We start from the raw sequence: 17,372 nt of genomic DNA on the forward strand, positions 1-17,372 counted from the left end.
TTCCTTCTTCCTTCTTCCTTCTTCCTTCTTCCTTCTTCCTTCTTCCTTCTTCCTTCTTCCTTCTTCCTTCTTCCTTCTTCCTTCTTCCTTCTTCCTTCTTCCTTCTTCCTTCTTCCTTCTTCCTGCTTACTCGCCCCAGACGTCCTTCAGCACGCGCATCCAGTTCTCGCCCATGATCTTGCGTACCTGGGACTCGCTGAAGCCGCCCCGCAACAGGGCCTCGGGGAGGTTGCCGAACTCGCCGATGGTGCGGATGCCCTTGGGATTGATGATCTCGCCGAAACGCGTCAGGCGACGGGCATAGCCCTTGTCATGGGTCAGCCACTCGAAGAAGTTGTGGTCCTGGCCCTGGGTGAAGTCGGTGCCGATGCCGATGGCGTCCTCGCCGACGATGTTCATGACATAGGCGATGGCCTCGACATAATCATCGATGGTGGCGTTGACGCCGGCACGCAGGAAGGGAGTGAACATGGTGACGCCGACGAAGCCGCCCTTGTCGGCGATGAACTTGAGTTCCTCGTCGGACTTGTTGCGCGGATGGTCCTTGAGGCCCGAAGGCAGGCAGTGGGAATAGCAGACCGGCTTCTCGGACGCCTCAATGACCTCGGTGGAGGTCTTTTCGCCGACATGCGAGAGGTCGCACATGACACCCACGCGGTTCATCTCGGCCACGATCTCGCGGCCGAAACCGGAGAGCCCGCCGTCACGCTCGTAACAACCGGTACCGACCAGGTTCTGGGTGTTGTAGCACATCTGCACGATGCCCACCCCGAGGCGCTTGAAGACCTCGACATAGCCGATCTGGTCCTCGAAGGCATGGGCATTCTGAAATCCGTAGATGATGCCGGTCTTGCCCTCTTCCTTGGCCCGACGAATATCCGCCGTGGTCTGGACCGGCCGCACCAGGTCACTGGATTCGGCCAGCAGGGCATTGGTGGCGACGATGTTATTGACAGTGCCCTGGAACCCTTCCCAGACCGAGACGGTGCAGTTGGCGGCTGTCAGGCCGCCCTTGCGCATGTCTTCGAAGAGTTCGCGGTTCCACTTGGCGATGACCAGACCATCGATGACGATGGAATCGTTGTGCAGCTCGGCGGGTGTCATGGCAAGACTCCGGTTGGTGCATGATCTTGCCGGCAGGATATATCTCGGCCTGCTGTGCCCGGCGCTTGGGAGCGACCGGAAGGATCCCAAAAGCGTCACCGACGTCGCAATCGCGACAATCCGTGAGCGACGCCCTAGAGGCGCTCCAGATAGGCATGCCCCAGGTTGCCCATCTGCCCGCGAATCCAGCGACTGCGTTGCAGCACCTGGTTGCTGGGACGCGAGGCGCTCAAGCCGCGCGGATTGGGCAGGATGGCCGCCAGCCGGCTGGCCTGGGCCAGCGACAGCTCGGCGGCGGTGACGCCGAAATAATGCTGCGCCGCCGCCTCGAGGCCGAAGACGCCGGCGTCCCACTCGACGATGTTGAGGTAGACCTCGAGGATCCGCTCCTTGGGCCAGAGCAGCTCGAGCCAGAGCGTGAACCAGGCCTCCAGGGCCTTGCGCACCCAGCTGCGATCGGTCCACAGGAAGAGGTTCTTGGCGGTCTGCTGGCTGATGGTACTGGCACCGCGCAACTCATCGCCGTTCAGGCTGGCTTGCAGGGCACGCCGCAGCTCGATGAAATCGATGCCGTGATGATCAGGAAAGCGCTGATCCTCGGCGGCCAGCACCGCCAGCTTGGCGTTGTCCGACAGCGCCGGCCAGGGCCGCCACTGCTGGCGAATGTCCAGCGACTCCCCGGCCAGCCAGGCCTCCATCTTGCGCTCGATCATGACCATCGAGCCGACGACCGGTATGACGCGGAACATCAACACCAGCAGCACCGAGATACCGACCCAGCCCAGCAGCGCGAGCCCCAGGACTCGCGCCAGACGTCGCAACCAGCCTCGCATTCGACCTCGCTCGCCTATGATCGCAACCTCACGCTGGCGTAGGTCGGCTCGCCACGCGCCTGATCCAGCGCCGACAGGGCACCGGAGACCGGCTCATCGGGCACGGCTTCGAAGGCCGAGGCCGTCTGCAGCATCGACGCCGCTTCCTCGCCCAGGCGAACCGGCGGCACCAGCTCGACGGCACTGCTGCTCAGTCGTTCATCACGCGGCGGAATGCCGAAATACTCGCGATAACACTTGGAAAAATGCGGCGTGGACACGAAGCCACAGGCCGAGGCCACCTCGATGATCGACATCGGGGTCTGCTTGAGCAGCTGACGCGCCCGCGTCAGGCGCAACTTGAGATAATAGCGCGACGGCGAGCAACTCAGGTTCTTCTGGAAGAGTCGCTCGAGCTGGCGCCGCGAGACATTCACGTAGTCGGCCAGTTCATCGAGGCTGATGGGCTCTTCCAGATTCGCTTCCATCAGGGCCACGATTTCCAGCAGGCGAGGCTGGGTGGTGCCCAGTACATGCTTGAGCGGCACACGTTGCTGGTCCTGCTCACCGCGTACCCGATCATAGATGAACATCTCGGAGATGCCGGCCGACAACTCGCGGCCATGATCACGACCGATCAGGGTCAGCATCATGTCCAGCGGTGCCGTTCCGCCCGAGGACGTCGCCCGGTCATGGTCGATCGAGAACAGGCGGGTACTCAGCGCCACCTTGGGAAAGGCTTCCTGCATGGCGGCGAGGCACTCCCAGTGCACGCTGGCCTCATAGCCGTCCAGCAGGCCGGCCCGGGCCAGCGCCCAGCTGCCGGTACAGATCGATCCCAGGCGACGCGACCGCCGTGCCTGGGCCTGCAGCCAGTTGACGTGCTCGCGCTGCACGCTGCGATGCGGGGCAACACCACCACAGACGATGATCGAATCCAGGGCGAGTGGCACGGTCGTCGAGGCATCCGGCGTCACCTTCATGCCGTCGCTGGCGCTCACGGCACTGCCGTCGAGGCTCAGGGTGTACCAGCGATACAGCTCCCGGCCGGCCAGCTGATTGGCCATGCGCAGGGGCTCGATGGCGGACGCCAGCGAGATGAGCGTGAAATTTTCCAGCAGCAGAAACCCCAGCGTCTGTGGGGCGACCTTGGGTGGAGCCTGGGCTGTGTTGGTCATCTTGAAACTCCAGATCGGTGGTCACGGACCATCTTGTTATTGTCGCGCGGCGCCTGGCGCCAACGACTAAAGCATCCACATGGCCAGGATGCGCCTACCTCTTAATGTAATACTTGTGTCGTTATTTGACATGCTGAATTTCTCTTTCGGCACCCTTTCCGACCCTACTCCGGACACTTCCGGCGCAAACAGATATACCGTGTCGCAAACAGGACATCAACGCAGCGACATCCGCCCCCTGTGCATAAAAAAGCCGACCCCGCTCGGGGGCCGGCATTCCGTGCCTGCGCGAACACACTTGTCGAGGCCTGTCCCTCAGGCGTTCAGGCGCTCGGCGTGATAACGCAGATGCTCATCGATGAAACTGGCGATGAAGAAGTAACTGTGGTCATAGCCCGGTTGGCGACGCAGCGTCAACGGATGGTCATGCTCCGCACACACCGCTTCCAGCCGGGACGGGCACAGCTGCTCATCCAGGAAGTTGTCCGCTTCGCCCTGATCGATGAACAGCGGCTGGCGGGACGCCCCGCGGGCCACCAGTTCACAGGCATCATATTGCGTCCAGTTGCTGACATCCTCACCGAGGTAGGCCGTGAAGGCCTTGCGCCCCCAGGGACATTGCGTCGGGTTGACCACCGGGGCAAAGGCCGACACCGAGCGATAGTGGCCGGGACGGCGCAGGGCCATGATCAAGGCACCATGCCCGCCCATGGAGTGACCGCTGATGGACTCGCGCCCATTCACGGGGAAATGCTGACGCACCACGGACGGCAGCTCCTCGGCCACGTAGTCGTACATCCGGTAATGGTCTTTCCACGGGGCCTCGGTGGCATTGACATAGAAGCCGGCCCCGGAACCGAAGTCATAGCTGTCGTGCTCGCCGGGCAGGTCCAGGCCGCGGGGGCTGGTGTCCGGACAGACAATGGCGATGCCCAGTTCGGCGGCCAGCCGCTGGGCACCGGCCTTCTGCATGAAGTTTTCGTCGTTGCAGGTCAGTCCCGAGAGCCACCACAGCAGCGGCACACGTTGCGTCTCGGCCTGGGGCGGCAGATAGATGGCGAAGATCATCTCGCAGTCCAGCGCCCGCGAGCGATGACGATAGCGTTTGTGCCAACCACCGAAGCTGCGATTGGCCGAGACCAGTTCGAGATTTTCGGTCATGGTCATGGGCGATTCCTCGTCGAGTGCGCAGAATACCGCGCGGGCTGCGCCCGCGCGGCGCCAGCTGCCTATCAGTAGTGCAGCACGGTGCGGATGCTTTCACCCTTGTGCAGCAGGTCGAAGGCCTCGTTGATCTGCTCGAACGGCATGTCGTGAGTGATGAAGTCGTCGATGTTGAGTTCACCATTCATGTAGCGCTCGACATAACCGGGCAGCTCGGTGCGCCCCTTGACGCCGCCGAAGGCGGAGCCCTTCCAGACGCGACCGGTCACCAGCTGGAAGGGACGCGTGGAGATTTCCTCACCGGCACCTGCGACCCCGATGATGATCGACTCGCCCCAGCCCTTGTGGCAGCACTCGAGCGCGGAGCGCATGACATTGACGTTGCCGATGCACTCGAAAGAGTAGTCGACGCCGCCGTCGGTCATGTCGACGATGACCTCCTGAATGGAGCCCGCGTAATCCTTGGGATTGACAAGCTCGGTGGCGCCGAACTGCTCGGCGAGCTGGAATTTTTCCGGGTTCACGTCGATGGCGATGATACGGCTGGCCTTGGCCATCACCGCGCCCTGGATGACCGCCAGACCGATGGCGCCCAGGCCGAACACCGCCACGGTGCTGCCCGGCTCGACCTTGGCGGTGTTCATGACCGCCCCGATGCCGGTGGTCACACCGCAGCCCAGCAGGCAGATCTTGTCCATCGGCGCCTGCTTGGATACCGAGGCCAGCGATACCTCGGGCACGACCGTGTACTCACTGAAGGTCGAGGTGCCCATGTAATGGTGCAGTGACTGGCCATCCAGCGACAGGCGGCTGGTGCCATCCGGCATCACCCCCTTGCCCTGGGTCGCCCGCACGGAGCTGCACAGGTTGGTCTTGCCGGAGAGGCAGAACTTGCACTGCCCGCACTCGGCGGTATACAGCGGGATGACGTGATCCCCCGGACGCAGGCTGGTCACGCCCTCGCCGACTTCCTCCACGACGCCGGCACCCTCGTGCCCCAGCACCGAGGGAAAGTTGCCTTCCGGGTCGGCGCCCGAGAGCGTGAAGGCATCCGTATGACAGACACTGGTGGCCGCCATGCGAACCAGGACTTCGCCCGACTTCGGGCCTTCGACATCGATTTCGGTCAGTTCCAGCGGCTTGCCCGCTTCCAGAGCCACAGCGGCACGAGATTTCATGATCACTCCTTCAAAGTGATGGATTGGCACCGCTCCAGTCTAGGCAACAACGGGGAGCGTATAAACTGCATCAAATACATGACATCATTGTCACACAGCAATAATCATGGAGTCAGGCACCGATGCAACGCTGGGATCGAGTGGAAGCCTTCATCGAAGTCGTGCGCCTGGGCGCCTTCAACGCCGCCGCCGAACGACTGCGCGTGTCGAGCTCGCATGTCAGCCGCCTGGTCAGCCAGCTCGAGAGCCAGCTCGACACCCCGCTGCTCTACCGCACCACCCGTCGCATCAGTCTCACTGAAGCCGGCCGCCTCTATTACCAGCATTGTCACCACCTCTTCGATGGCTTCCGCGAAGCCGAGGCCGCCGTCAAGGAGCTCCAGACCCGGCCCAGCGGCCTGCTCGGACTGACCTGCGCCACCACCTTCGGCGAGCGCTACCTCGCCCCGCTGGTGCATGACTTCATGCGCCTGCATCCGCAGCTCGAAGTGAAGATGCACTTCACCAACCGACAGGTCGACATCATTGACGAGGGCTTCGATATCGCCATTCGCATGGGCACCCTGCAGGACTCCACCCTGATTGCCCGCCGGCTGTGCGAACGCCGCGAATTCGTCGTCGGTTCACCCGACTACTTCAGGCACCACGGTCAGCCGCATGCACTTTCCGAGCTGTCGCGCCATCGCTGCCTGGTGGGCACACGCGAATACTGGCGCTTCGACGTCGACGGCGTACGGCGCGAGATTCGTGTCGACGGCCCCTGGCGCGGCAACTCCGGACCGGCGCTGCTGGATGCGGCGCTCAAGGGCCTCGGGCTGGCCCAACTGCCCGGCTACTATGTGGATGAACACCTGGCAAGCGGCGACCTGATCAGCGTGCTGGATCCCTATCAGCATGATGACACGGCCGTCTGGGCCGTCTACCCGCGACATCGCCATCGCTCCCCCAAGGTACGTCAGTTCCTCGACTACCTGGTGGCTTCGCTGGGTCCGCGCCTGCCGGGCAATGCGCGGGGCAGATAAAAAAACGCGGTGCCCAAGGGCACCGCGCGAAAGGGACCGCTAACCGGTCCGAGAGAGAGACGGGGTCTCAGCATTCGATGGCATTGACGGCCAGGCCCCCCTTGGAGGTTTCCTTGTACTTCTCCTGCATGTCGGCCCCCGTATCGCGCATGGTGCGGATGGCCTTGTCGAGCGAGATGAAGTGCTCGCCATCGCCGCGCAGGGCCATCTGGGTGGCGTTGATCGCCTTGACCGAAGCGATGGCGTTGCGTTCGATACAGGGCACCTGAACCAGTCCGCCGACCGGATCGCAGGTCAGCCCCAGATTGTGTTCCAGGCCGATTTCGGCGGCATTCTCGACCTGACCGATACTGCCGCCCATGACCTCGGTCAAGCCGGCGGCGGCCATGGCACAGGCAGAGCCCACCTCACCCTGGCAACCGACCTCGGCACCCGAGATGGAAGCATTCTTCTTGCACAGGATGCCGATGGCGCCGGCCGCCAGCAGAAAGTCCACCACATTGCGCTCGCAGGCATCATGCTGGAAGCGCATGTAATAGTGCAGCACCGCCGGAATGATGCCGGCCGCGCCATTGGTCGGCGCCGTGACCATGCGCCCGCCGGCGGCGTTTTCCTCGTTGACCGCCAGGGCAAACACATTGACCCAGTCCATGGCGGAGAAGGTGGAAGTGATCAGGCTGGTGTCGTCTTCCAGGGCCTCCAGGCGCCGATGCAGCGCCGCCGCACGCCGCTTGACGTCGAGCCCGCCGGGCAGCACGCCCTCGTTGCTGAAGCCCTGATTGACGCACTCCTGCATGGCTTCCCAGATCCGCCACAGGCCGGCCCGGATCTCCGCCTCGTCGCGCCAGGCCTTTTCGTTTTCCATCATCAGTTCGCTGATGCGCATGTCATGCAGGCGACACAGCGCCAGCAGCTCACCGGCACTGTTGAAATCATAGGGTAGCGTGGTGGAGTCGGCATCCAGTTCATTGCGATCGACCTGCCCCTGGTCGACCACGAAACCGCCGCCCACCGAGTAGAAGACATTGCGGTAGAGCTCGTCGGCATGGCCGTGAGCCACCAGAGTCATGGCGTTGGGATGGTAGGGCAGGCTCTCGTCATGCCACTGCAGATCCCGCGTCCAGACGAAGGGAATCGCCAGGCGCCCATCGAGCAGCAGCGACTGGGACTCCAGCAGCTCCTCGATATTGGGGGAGACGATGGCCGGGTCGATGGTTTCCGGCTTCTCGCCCATCAGGCCCATGATGGTGGCACGATCGGTGCCATGCCCCTTGCCGGTGGACGACAGGGAGCCATGCAGATGTATCTCGACACGCGCCACGCGCTCCAGCAGATCCCGCGTGCGCAGTTCCTGAACGAAGTCATAAGCCGCGCGCATGGGGCCAACCGTGTGGGAGCTCGACGGCCCAATGCCGATCTTGAACAGGTCAAAGACGCTAATCGCCATGATGGGTGCCTCATTGCCGGACCGGCATCACCGGTCGTCAGGGTCATCGTGCCAGCGGAATGGAGGCTCGAGTCGACGGCTCTACTGTCAGTCAGACTAAAGCCAGCTGGCGTTTATCTTGATTAACCCTTATGTTGGGCCCAGATTCCGCGATGCACAATCCAGAATATCTTGCTTTCAGTATAGTATGACTAAACCATGAGCCGCCTTCTCAACTCCCAGACCCACGCCTGGCTGAAGGTATTTGCCGTCAGCGCCCATCACCTGTCGTTCACGCGGGCAGCCGAGGAGCTGCACGTGACGACCGGCGCGGTCAGTCAGCAAATCAAGCAACTGGAAGAGCGCCTGGGATTCAAGCTGTTCCAGCGCCTGCCGCGCCGCCTGACCCTGACCGAGGAGGGGCGACGGCTGGCCAGCGTGGTCGATGAGGCCTACCAGTCGGTCGGCCTGGAAGTGAAACGGCTGCGCAGTGGTGTAATGAGCGGCATCATCCGGCTGCGCAGCATTCCTTCCTTCCTCAACAAGTGGCTGATGCCCCGGCTGCCTCGCTTGCAGGCCCGCTTTCCCGACATCGAGCTGCACATCACCTCCGAGGACAGCAGCACCTCGCTGCGCGAGGGCGATTTCGACCTGGCGCTGGACCTCAATGACGGCCAGACCCCCGGCTTGACCATCACCCCCTTGCTGGAAGAAACGATCTTTCCGGTCTGCTCACCCTCTCTACTACGCGGCCGCCCTCCCCTGCGGCGCCCCGAGGACCTGTCCTGGTATCCGCTGCTCCACGACGTGACCGCCTGGCGCGGCAGCCGCGACTATGGCGAATGGGAACACTATCTCGCGGCGATCGACGCCCCTTCTCTCAACGTGCAGCGCGGCTATACCTTCAACCGCAACCACCTGACCATGGAGGCAGCCATCGCCGGCATGGGCGTGGCCATCGCACGTCAGACCCTGATCACCGACGAGCTGGATACCGGCACCCTGATCGCGCCCCTCGACCAGAGAGTCGCCACCGGCATGCACTATGGCATCGTCTATTCGGCCGGCGCCCTGGATGATCGGCGCGTCAGGGCCGTGCATGACTGGCTGGTCGAGGAAGCACAGCGCCAGTACCGATACCGCTGATCCGGCGCGTCTCGGGCAGGCGTGCGCCTTCCGCTTGGCGTATAATATTGCGGCTTTAATCACCATGCCGCGAGACAACTGCATGCCCACGACCCACCCCGACCGCATCCACTTTCGCCAGCTCTGCCTGCGGGCAGTGGCCTACATCCTGCTGGTCGCCGCCCTCATGGAGGGCGTGATGATGGAAGCCCAGCGCCCCATCGAGCAGGAATTCTCCGAACTCGGCTTCACCGAGTTCACCCAGACATTGTTGCTTGCCGTGGCCACCGGCCTCGCCCTGTTCACGCGATTCCGCTATCGCCAGCTCGAGCATGTCATGCTGCTGCTGGCCGGCCTCTTCGGCGCTTCCCTGATACGCGAGCAGGACAAATGGCTGGACCAGTTTGTCTTCGATGGCGCCTGGCAGGTGCTGGTCACCTTGCTGGTACTGCCCCTGCTGACGGTGGTGATACGCCGGCGCCGCGCCTTTGTCGACGAAATGGCGAGCTGCAGCGGCACCTTCGCCTTCGGCCTGTTCGCCGCCGGCTTTCTGACCACTTATGTGTTTTCGCGCCTCTTCGGCCGCGGCGAACTCTGGCAGGCCATGCTGGCCGAGGGCTACGTGCGCGTTTTCAAGAATGCCGCCGAGGAAGTCACCGAGATGTTCGGCTATACCCTGATGGTACTGGCCATGGTGGAGTTGCTGCTGCTGATTCGACGCCGGGTCGAGGCCGCAGACGGAGCCACCATATGAGGGCCTGAACGTCGCCGCACGACCCACACAAGAAAACGCCCACGGAGGTCCGTGGGCGTTTTTCGTCGTGGTCCCGGTCAAGGGAGCCGCACTCCCGCTCGCCTATTCGTCGAGGAAGGAGCGCAGGGGCTCGGAGCGCGACGGGTGACGCAGCTTGCGCAGCGCCTTGGCCTCGATCTGGCGGATCCGCTCGCGCGTGACATCGAACTGCTTGCCGACTTCCTCGAGGGTGTGGTCGGTGTTCATGTCGATACCGAAGCGCATGCGCAGCACCTTGGCTTCGCGTGCCGTCAGGCCGCCCAGCACATTGCGGGTGGCCTCGATCAGGCCCTCGCCGGTGGCCGAGTCGATCGGCAGCACCATGGTGCCGTCCTCGATGAAGTCCCCCAGATGGGAGTCATCATCGTCACCGATCGGCGTCTCCATGGAGATCGGCTCCTTGGCGATCTTCAGCACCTTGCGCACCTTGTCTTCCGGCATCTCGAGGCGCTCGCCCAGCTCCTCGGGAGTCGGTTCACGCCCCATTTCCTGGAGCATCTGACGCGACACACGATTGAGCTTGTTGATGGTCTCGATCATGTGGACCGGAATGCGGATGGTCCGCGCCTGGTCGGCGATGGAGCGCGTGATGGCCTGACGGATCCACCAGGTGGCATAGGTCGAGAACTTATAGCCACGACGGTATTCGAACTTGTCCACCGCCTTCATCAGGCCGATGTTGCCTTCCTGGATCAGGTCCAGGAACTGCAGGCCACGGTTGGTGTACTTCTTGGCGATCGAGATCACCAGGCGCAGGTTGGCCTCGACCATCTCCTTCTTGGCCCGACGCGCCTTGGCTTCGCCGATGGACAGCTTGCGATTGACCTCCTTGAGGTCCGTCACCGCCAGCGCCACCATTTCTTCCTCGAAGGCGATCTTGCGCTGCGAGCGCTGGATCTCGCCCTTGAGCGGCTCGAGACGCGTCGAGTACTTGCCGTTGTCGGCCATGAAGGCATCGAGCCATTCCTGATTGGACTCGTTGCCCGGGAACGACTTGATGAAGGTCTTGCGCGGCATCTTGGCCTTCTTCACGCACAGCTGCATGATGGCCTTTTCCTGGGCGCGGACCTGTTCGACGCTGATACGCACCTGGCCGACCAGACGCTCGAAGTGCTTCGGCACCAGCTTGATCGGCGAGAACAGCTCGGCCAGCCGCGCCAGCGCGTCCTGAGCCTGCTTGGACTCGCGACCATGCGCCTCGATGGCGCGCCGCGCCGCTTCATTCTGTTCGCGAATCTGCTCGAAACGTGCCCTGGCCTCTTCGGGATCGGGACCACCGCCGGACTCTTCTTCCTCGGCTTCACCGTCCTCGTCCTCGGCCTCGCCGGCCGCGGCACCCTGCTCGGGCACGGACGCCGGTGCTTCCGCCTCGGCGACGCCGGGAATGCCCTCGTCGGGGTCGATGAATCCGGAAAACAGATCGGACAGCCGGCCCGGCGCCTCTTCATCCTGGGTGCCGTCGTAGACCTCGAGGATGGAGTCCACGGCACCGGGCAGATACGCCAGCGCCGACATGACCTCGCGGGTCCCCTCTTCGATCCGCTTGGCGATCTCGATCTCGCCTTCGCGAGTCAGCAGTTCCACTGTCCCCATCTCACGCATGTACATGCGGACCGGGTCGGTGGTTCGACCGACATCGCTTTCCACCGCAGCCAATGCCGCCACAGCCTCTTCGGCCGCCGACTCGTCGGTGGATTGATCGGACATCATCAGGGTATCTTCGTCGGGAGCTTCCTCGACGACATTGATCCCCATGTCGTTGATCATGCCGATTATGTCTTCCACCTGATCCGGGTCGGCGATATCCTCGGGTAGATGGTCGTTGACCTCGGCATAGGTCAGGAAACCCTGTTCCTTGCCGCGCGCGATCAACTCCTTCAGACGTGACTGCTGCTGCGCATTTCCAGCCATAGAAACCCTATCTCGACGAAGAAGAATGAAGCACCTGAAGCACTGAGGCGGTGACAAAATACGATAAGCCGTACAGTATAGCGGTTAAGCGCCCTGTTTTGCCAGTACAATGTATTTGCGCGGTCATTCAGGTGTGGTAGTTTGTCCGGTTACGTTGCTTTCGGTCGCAACTGAATATGGTGATGGTAGGAGAGATTTCAACCCATGCGCCACTTTTCCTGGCCGCGGCCATTCTCACCCCTTGAGCTCCATCAATAGCTCACTGAGCCGCTTGCGTTCCTGCTGGGACAGCGTTTCCCCGGTTCGGCTGCGCGCCAGCAGCGCATCATATTCCTCCTGTGGCGAACGCTGGCGGCGATGGCGCTGAAAATACGCCACCCAGTTATCCAGCTCCGCTCCCCGCACGCCCTTGGGCACCAGCGGCTCGCGACGCGCCAGCTCCGCCAGCCGCTCTCCTTCGGGCGTACCGTGGAAATGCGCCAGCAGCACCTGCGGGCTGCGATACCCGCCCGCCTTGAGCAGCCGCACCACCTGACGGCACAGCTGCGCATCCGGTTGTTCCTGGGCACACCAGTCATCATTGTCGGGCAGGCGTTCGGCCAGCCCCGGCTCGTGCACCAGCAACTGCAGGGCCCGGGCCATCAGCCCCAGGGAACCGCCCTGAGCCTGTCCGACCGCCTCGCTCGGCGCGGGCCCCGCTTCACCGGGCGGCACGGGCGCGGCCGTTTCCATCGGCGACTCCTGGGCCGCGCCGGCATGGCGCATCATCATCGACTCGAAGCTTGACTGGTCGACGCCGGTACGGCGCGAGAGTTCCGTCAGCAACAGCGACTTCAGCATGCCCTCGGGCAGCAGGCCGATGGCCTCGAGCACCTGGCTGGCATAACGCTCACGCTCCTCGATCTGCCCGAGATCCCGCCCCTGGGCCGCCTGATCGAAGAGAAACTCGGAGAGCGGGCTGGCACAGGTAACCCGATCCTCGAAGGCATCGGCGCCCTCGCGGCGCACCAGGGTATCCGGATCCTCGCCCTCGGGCAGGAACAGGAAGCGCGCCTGCCGGCCGTCGATCATCATCGGCAGCGCCGTGCGCAGGGCCCGGTCGGCCGCCTGCCGGCCGGCGCGGTCGCCATCGAAGCAGAACACCACCTCATCCACGACACGAAACAGCCGCGACAGGTGATCCTCGGTGGTGGCCGTCCCCAGAGTGGCCACGGCATTGCGAATGCCGAACTGCGCCAGGGCCACGACGTCCATGTAGCCCTCGACGATGACCACACGCTCGAGGCGTGAATTGGCCTGCCGCGCCTCATACAGGCCATACAGCTCGCGGCCCTTGTGAAACACCGGGGTTTCCGGCGAGTTAAGGTACTTGGGCTTGGCGTCGCCCAGCACCCGGCCGCCGAATGCCACGGTGCGCCCGCGCATATCGCGGATCGGAAACATCACCCGATCGCGGAAACGGTCATACATACGGCCGCTGTCTTCCCGATGCACCAGCAGGCCGTACTCGATCTGCACCGCCTCGCTGATGCCGTGCCCGCCCAGGTGGTGGCGCATGGCTTCCCACTGGGCCGGCGCGAAGCCGATGCCGAAGTCCCGGACCACCTCCGCCGACAGGCCACGCTGCTCGAGGTAGGCCCTGGCAGACTCGCCCTCGGGCATCTTCATGCGTTCGCGGAAAAAGCTCGCCGCCAGCTCCAGCAGATTGACGCCTTCCTTGCGCTTGCGTTCGCGCACCTGCTGGCGAGGATCATCATCGCCCTCCCGCGGCACATCGAGCCCCAGCCGGCCGGCCAGCTGCTCGACGGCCTCGGGGAAGGCCAGGCGGTCGTACTCCATCAGGAAACGCAAGGCATTGCCGTGCGCACCGCAGCCGAAGCAGTGATAGAACTGCTTGTCGGCGCTGACGGTAAACGACGGCGACTTCTCCTGATGAAAGGGGCAGAGCCCGGAATGGTTGCGCCCCGTCTTCTTGAGCTTCACGCGCTCGGACACGATATCGATCACGTCCGTGCGCGCCAGCAGGTCATCGATGAAGCGTTGCGGAATCTGTCCGGCCATTCAGGCAATCCCGAAAACGGAACAACAGGAAACACGCCACGGCAACCCGCCATGACAAGGAGCGCCCCCTGCCCGCCGATACCGTTCGCGGGCATGCGACGGGCAAGCAGGAAGGCGCAAAAACAAGCGGCCACCTGATGGCGGCCGCTTGGCATCCTCCCAAGACGACGCAGGGCGTCGCCTCAAGTACGGATCAATAGAGCCGTTCGAAACGCTTGCGCTCGCGCTGCAGCTTCTTGGCATGACGCTTGACGGCGGCTGCCGCCTTGCGCTTGCGCTCTGCAGTCGGCTTCTCGTACTGCTCGCGACGGCGAACCTCGGAGAGGACACCGGCTTTTTCACAGGAACGCTTGAAGCGACGCAGTGCGACGTCAAACGGCTCGTTATCGCGTACTTTGACAGAAGGCATTAAGCACTCACCTACCTTAAAAACTTGAGTTCGGTTAGAACGCACGCCTTGGGGCGTTCATCCGCTATCGCCTTGTCAATGCAAGGCAAGCCCCGGGCGCACGACCCAGTCTTACAGCGCACAATATTCTAGTCGTCGTCATGGCGTCATGCAATCCGTTTTCTCCACCGGCCCTGCCGTTGCGACCCGCAAACGCGTAGAATACCCGCCATTTGCGACTCATCGGGTCATGACCATGCGCGTACTGGGCATCGAGACATCCTGCGACGAAACCGGCGTCGCCCTCTTCGACACCGAGCAAGGCCTGCTGTCAGACGCCTTGCACAGCCAGATCGCCATGCACGCCGAATACGGCGGCGTGGTGCCGGAGCTGGCCTCGCGGGACCACACTCGGCGGCTCCTGCCCTTGATCCAGCGAGTCCTCGACGAAGCCGGCATTCGCCGCCAAGGCCTCGATGCCATCGCCTATACCGCCGGCCCCGGCCTGGTCGGCGCCCTGATGGTCGGCGCCAGCACCGCGCACGGCATGGCCCGCGCCCTCGACCTTCCGGTACTCGGCGTTCATCACATGGAAGGGCATCTGCTGGCCCCCATGCTAGAGGACAACCCGCCGGCGTTCCCCTTCGTGGCACTCCTGGTCTCGGGCGGACACACTCAGCTGGTCGAGGTCAGCGGCATCGGCCAGTACCGACTGCTCGGCGAATCCGTGGATGATGCCGCCGGCGAAGCCTTCGACAAGGCCGCCAAGATGCTCGACCTGGATTACCCCGGCGGCCCGGCGGTGGCTCGACTGGCCGCCGCGGGCGATCCTCAGCGCTGGCGCTTCCCCCGCCCGATGACCGATCGCCCCGGGCTGGACTTCAGCTTCTCGGGCCTCAAGACCCACACCCTGACCACCATTCGCCAGCTCGACCAGCAGGACGCGCTGGATGACCAGGCACGCGCCGACGTGGCGCGCGCCTTCGAGGAGGCCGTGGCCGATACCCTGGCCATCAAGTGCCGTCGCGCCCTCGACGCCACCGGCCTGTCTCGCCTGGTGGTGGCCGGCGGGGTCAGTGCCAACCAGCGTTTGCGTGAACGCCTGGAACGCGAAACCGCCAAGCGCGGCGCCGAGGTCTTCTACCCGCGCGGCCGCTTCTGCACCGATAACGGCGCCATGATCGCCTACGCCGGCGCGCAACGCCTGCTGGCCGGCGAGCGTGAAGTGATCGGCCGGATGCAGGCGGTCCCCCGCTGGCCACTGGAGCAACTCCGGCAGCCCTGACGGCGGGCAGCGAGCGACGAGCAACGAGTCGCGAGAAACGAGCTGTTGGTAGCTCTTGGCGAGATACGAGAAACGAGACACGAGCGGTTGGTAGCCAGCCTGGAGCCTATGGCGCATGTCCGACACTTGATACTCGCAGCTCGAAGCTCGCGGCGAGCGGCGGGAAACGAGTCGCGAGAAACGAGACACGAGCGGTTGGTAGCCAGCCTGGAGCTTATGGCGCATGTCCGACACTTGCTACTCGCAGCTCGCGGCCCGCAGCGCGAAACTCGCGGCTCGAAGCGCGCGGCTTACCGCGCCCCCGGCCAGCGGCGCAGGTAGAGCGCATGCCGGGTGAACACCAGCAGGGTGAAGATGATCACCACCTCGCTGTAGGCCGGTGCCAGCCACAGCGTCAGCAACGGCGCCAGGGCGGCACTGGTCAAGGAAGCCAGCGCCGAGGCCCGGCCGCTCAAGCCCAGCAGACACCACACCAGCGCACAGCACAGTGCCACCGTCGGGGTCAGCACCAGCATGACGCCGAAGGCGCTGGCCACCGCGCGGCCGCCGCGCAGGCGGTGCCAGACGGGATAACTGTGCCCCAGCATCACCCCGAGCCCCACCAGCCCCTGCGCCCAGGGCGGCAGCCCGAGCAACAGCGCCAGGCCGAGCACCGGCATGCCCTTGACGACATCCACCAACAGCGTCGCCAGCGCCGGCCAGGGGCCATGCAGGCGCAGCACATTGGAGAACCCCGGGTTACACGAACCCGCCAGGCGCGGATCGCCCACCCCGGCCAGCCGGCATACCGTCAGGGCGCCCAGCCAGGTGCCGCTCAGGTAGCCGAGCGCCATCAAGGGCAGTGTCGTTTCGAGTGTCGCCAGCACGACTGTGCCTCGAAGAGGAATTCACCCGGTATTCTGCCAGCCAGTCGTCGTCGGCGACAGCGCGCCGCTGTCGTCGGCGATTCGCCTCGCGTACAATCAGGGGCCCGACCACCGAGCTTGCTCGAACCGCTACATGCGCCTGGAAGGCTGATGGACCTCGTACTGATCGAATCCCTGCGCGTCGATACCGTCATCGGCGTCTACGACTGGGAACGCACCATGACCCAGACGCTGGTGCTGGACCTGGAGCTGGCCACGGACATTCGCCCTGCCGCGGCCGACGACGCCATCGACAAAACCCTCGATTATGCTGCCATCAGTGAGCGTATCGCCGAGTTCGCTGCCAGCCAGGCCTTCGAACTCGTCGAGACCTTTGCCGAACGCCTGGCCGAGCGGCTGCGGGAGGAGTTCAACATCCCCTGGCTGGGCCTGACCGTGCGCAAGCCCGGTGCCGTACCCACAGCCAGCGCGGTCGGCGTGCGCATCGAACGTGGTTCCCGCGAGGAGGCAGTCTCATGAGCCTGGTCAGCGTCAGCATCGGCAGCAATATCGATCGCGAGCGACACGTCCGTGCCGGCCTGGATGCCCTGGCCGACACCTTCGGTGAGCTGCGCGTGTCGCAGGTCTACGAAAGCCAGCCGGTAGGTTTCGAGGATGGGCGCAATTTCTACAACCTGGTCGCCCTCTTCGCCTGCGACTGGACGGTGGGCGAACTGCAGGCCTGGTGCAAGCGACTGGAATTCGCCAATGGCCGACTGCCCGACAGCCCCAAGTTCAGTCCCCGCACCCTCGATATCGACCTGCTCGATGTCGGCGGCCTGACCGGCGAGCATGATGGCGTCAGCCTGCCGCGCGACGAGATCCTGCACCACGCCTTCGTGCTCAAGCCACTGGCCGAGCTGCTGCCGGAAAGCCGGCACCCCGTGAAGGGTGAGCGCTACCAGGATCTCTGGCAGCAACTCGACTGCGACGACCAGCCGCTGTGGCCGGCCTCCTTCATCTGGCGCGGGGTGGACCTGTCCCCGGGCGCCAGCGACTAAGCATTGTCTGAAAACTGCC

16 protein-coding genes are annotated in these 17,372 nt (G+C 64.0%); 6 read left to right on the forward strand and 10 right to left on the reverse strand.

The features are described 5' to 3' along the window. Positions 1 to 126: 126 nt before the first annotated feature. The 5 genes from QWY79_RS02930 to QWY79_RS02950 all read right to left on the reverse strand — a co-directional run bounded on the left by QWY79_RS02930 (position 127) and on the right by QWY79_RS02950 (position 5,436). Complete coding sequence (locus QWY79_RS02930) at positions 127 to 1,104, reverse strand: dipeptidase (RefSeq protein ID WP_290269747.1); 978 nt, start codon at positions 1,102 to 1,104, stop codon at positions 127 to 129. 134 nt (positions 1,105 to 1,238) lie between these two features. Continuing rightward, entirely contained in the window at positions 1,239 to 1,937 is a 699-nt protein-coding gene (mtgA, locus tag QWY79_RS02935; RefSeq protein WP_290269749.1) for a monofunctional biosynthetic peptidoglycan transglycosylase, read from the reverse strand. Positions 1,938 to 1,951: 14 nt separating this feature from the next. Beyond that, complete coding sequence (gene gbdR, locus QWY79_RS02940; RefSeq protein ID WP_141317382.1) at positions 1,952 to 3,094, reverse strand: choline metabolism transcriptional regulator GbdR; 1,143 nt, start codon at positions 3,092 to 3,094, stop codon at positions 1,952 to 1,954. A gap of 315 nt (positions 3,095 to 3,409) precedes the next feature. Next, complete coding sequence (gene fghA / locus QWY79_RS02945) at positions 3,410 to 4,261, reverse strand: S-formylglutathione hydrolase (RefSeq protein ID WP_290269751.1); 852 nt, start codon at positions 4,259 to 4,261, stop codon at positions 3,410 to 3,412. A 65-nt stretch (positions 4,262 to 4,326) separates the two neighbouring features. Next, positions 4,327 to 5,436 (reverse strand): S-(hydroxymethyl)glutathione dehydrogenase/class III alcohol dehydrogenase, encoded by a 1,110-nt coding sequence (locus tag QWY79_RS02950; protein WP_290269753.1) that lies wholly within the window; start codon positions 5,434 to 5,436, stop codon positions 4,327 to 4,329. A 122-nt stretch (positions 5,437 to 5,558) separates the two neighbouring features. Between QWY79_RS02950 and QWY79_RS02955 the strand changes: the two genes are divergently transcribed. Further along, positions 5,559 to 6,458: a LysR family transcriptional regulator gene (locus QWY79_RS02955; protein ID WP_290269755.1), complete on the forward strand. Its 900-nt coding sequence runs from the start codon at positions 5,559 to 5,561 to the stop codon at positions 6,456 to 6,458. 67 nt (positions 6,459 to 6,525) lie between these two features. On the opposite strand, the gene QWY79_RS02960 is transcribed toward QWY79_RS02955, so the two are convergent. Further along, positions 6,526 to 7,905, reverse strand: a complete 1,380-nt coding sequence (locus tag QWY79_RS02960) for an L-serine ammonia-lyase (protein WP_290269758.1) — start codon at positions 7,903 to 7,905, stop codon at positions 6,526 to 6,528. 198 nt (positions 7,906 to 8,103) lie between these two features. Between QWY79_RS02960 and QWY79_RS02965 the strand changes: the two genes are divergently transcribed. Further along, positions 8,104 to 9,030 (forward strand): LysR substrate-binding domain-containing protein, encoded by a 927-nt coding sequence (locus QWY79_RS02965; protein WP_290269760.1) that lies wholly within the window; start codon positions 8,104 to 8,106, stop codon positions 9,028 to 9,030. 82 nt (positions 9,031 to 9,112) lie between these two features. Next, positions 9,113 to 9,763, forward strand: coding sequence for a hypothetical protein (locus QWY79_RS02970; RefSeq protein WP_290269762.1), 651 nt, complete (start codon positions 9,113 to 9,115; stop codon positions 9,761 to 9,763). A gap of 102 nt (positions 9,764 to 9,865) precedes the next feature. Here QWY79_RS02970 and rpoD read toward each other — a convergent pair whose 3' ends face one another. The 3 genes from rpoD to rpsU all read right to left on the reverse strand — a co-directional run bounded on the left by rpoD (position 9,866) and on the right by rpsU (position 14,183). Beyond that, on the reverse strand, positions 9,866 to 11,713 hold the full coding sequence (gene rpoD, locus QWY79_RS02975; protein WP_290269764.1) for an RNA polymerase sigma factor RpoD: 1,848 nt from the start codon (positions 11,711 to 11,713) through the stop codon (positions 9,866 to 9,868). A gap of 234 nt (positions 11,714 to 11,947) precedes the next feature. After that, positions 11,948 to 13,774: a DNA primase gene (dnaG, locus tag QWY79_RS02980; protein ID WP_290269766.1), complete on the reverse strand. Its 1,827-nt coding sequence runs from the start codon at positions 13,772 to 13,774 to the stop codon at positions 11,948 to 11,950. A gap of 193 nt (positions 13,775 to 13,967) precedes the next feature. After that, positions 13,968 to 14,183: a 30S ribosomal protein S21 gene (rpsU, locus tag QWY79_RS02985; RefSeq protein WP_013333229.1), complete on the reverse strand. Its 216-nt coding sequence runs from the start codon at positions 14,181 to 14,183 to the stop codon at positions 13,968 to 13,970. 235 nt (positions 14,184 to 14,418) lie between these two features. Here rpsU and tsaD point away from each other — a divergent pair, with 235 nt between their 5' ends. Then, the gene (gene tsaD, locus QWY79_RS02990; protein WP_290270066.1) at positions 14,419 to 15,447 is read left to right on the forward strand and encodes a tRNA (adenosine(37)-N6)-threonylcarbamoyltransferase complex transferase subunit TsaD; all 1,029 of its coding nucleotides are present in this window, start codon (positions 14,419 to 14,421) and stop codon (positions 15,445 to 15,447) included. 290 nt (positions 15,448 to 15,737) lie between these two features. On the opposite strand, the gene QWY79_RS02995 is transcribed toward tsaD, so the two are convergent. Then, positions 15,738 to 16,313, reverse strand: coding sequence for a glycerol-3-phosphate acyltransferase (locus tag QWY79_RS02995; RefSeq protein ID WP_290269768.1), 576 nt, complete (start codon positions 16,311 to 16,313; stop codon positions 15,738 to 15,740). A gap of 150 nt (positions 16,314 to 16,463) precedes the next feature. Between QWY79_RS02995 and folB the strand changes: the two genes are divergently transcribed. Together folB and folK are read left to right on the forward strand one after the other, a co-directional pair. Beyond that, positions 16,464 to 16,832 carry a dihydroneopterin aldolase gene (gene folB, locus QWY79_RS03000; protein ID WP_290269770.1) on the forward strand — a complete coding sequence of 123 codons (369 nt, stop codon included), beginning with the start codon at positions 16,464 to 16,466 and terminating at the stop codon, positions 16,830 to 16,832. Then, positions 16,829 to 17,353 (forward strand): 2-amino-4-hydroxy-6-hydroxymethyldihydropteridine diphosphokinase, encoded by a 525-nt coding sequence (gene folK, locus QWY79_RS03005; protein ID WP_290269773.1) that lies wholly within the window; start codon positions 16,829 to 16,831, stop codon positions 17,351 to 17,353. The genes folB and folK overlap by 4 nt, the downstream gene beginning before the upstream one ends. The last annotated feature ends 19 nt before the right edge of the window (positions 17,354 to 17,372 follow it).

Origin of the sequence: Halomonas sabkhae, from assembly GCF_030409265.1 — a bacterium.
In the GTDB taxonomy this organism is placed as follows: Bacteria; Pseudomonadota; Gammaproteobacteria; order Pseudomonadales; family Halomonadaceae; genus Halomonas; species Halomonas halmophila.

Coding starts and splice junctions, on each gene's coding strand:
- QWY79_RS02930 (WP_290269747.1), bottom strand. CDS start 1,104: ATGACACCCGCCGAGCTGCACAACGATTCCATCGTCATCGATGGTCTG.
- QWY79_RS02950 (WP_290269753.1), bottom strand. CDS start 5,436: ATGAAATCTCGTGCCGCTGTGGCTCTGGAAGCGGGCAAGCCGCTGGAA.
- QWY79_RS02970 (WP_290269762.1), top strand. CDS start 9,113: ATGCCCACGACCCACCCCGACCGCATCCACTTTCGCCAGCTCTGCCTG.
- dnaG (WP_290269766.1), bottom strand. CDS start 13,774: ATGGCCGGACAGATTCCGCAACGCTTCATCGATGACCTGCTGGCGCGC.
- QWY79_RS02960 (WP_290269758.1), bottom strand. CDS start 7,905: ATGGCGATTAGCGTCTTTGACCTGTTCAAGATCGGCATTGGGCCGTCG.
- rpsU (WP_013333229.1), bottom strand. CDS start 14,183: ATGCCTTCTGTCAAAGTACGCGATAACGAGCCGTTTGACGTCGCACTG.
- gbdR (WP_141317382.1), bottom strand. CDS start 3,094: ATGACCAACACAGCCCAGGCTCCACCCAAGGTCGCCCCACAGACGCTG.
- folB (WP_290269770.1), top strand. CDS start 16,464: ATGGACCTCGTACTGATCGAATCCCTGCGCGTCGATACCGTCATCGGC.
- tsaD (WP_290270066.1), top strand. CDS start 14,419: ATGCGCGTACTGGGCATCGAGACATCCTGCGACGAAACCGGCGTCGCC.
- rpoD (WP_290269764.1), bottom strand. CDS start 11,713: ATGGCTGGAAATGCGCAGCAGCAGTCACGTCTGAAGGAGTTGATCGCG.
- QWY79_RS02965 (WP_290269760.1), top strand. CDS start 8,104: ATGAGCCGCCTTCTCAACTCCCAGACCCACGCCTGGCTGAAGGTATTT.
- folK (WP_290269773.1), top strand. CDS start 16,829: ATGAGCCTGGTCAGCGTCAGCATCGGCAGCAATATCGATCGCGAGCGA.
- QWY79_RS02955 (WP_290269755.1), top strand. CDS start 5,559: ATGCAACGCTGGGATCGAGTGGAAGCCTTCATCGAAGTCGTGCGCCTG.
- fghA (WP_290269751.1), bottom strand. CDS start 4,261: ATGACCATGACCGAAAATCTCGAACTGGTCTCGGCCAATCGCAGCTTC.
- mtgA (WP_290269749.1), bottom strand. CDS start 1,937: ATGCGAGGCTGGTTGCGACGTCTGGCGCGAGTCCTGGGGCTCGCGCTG.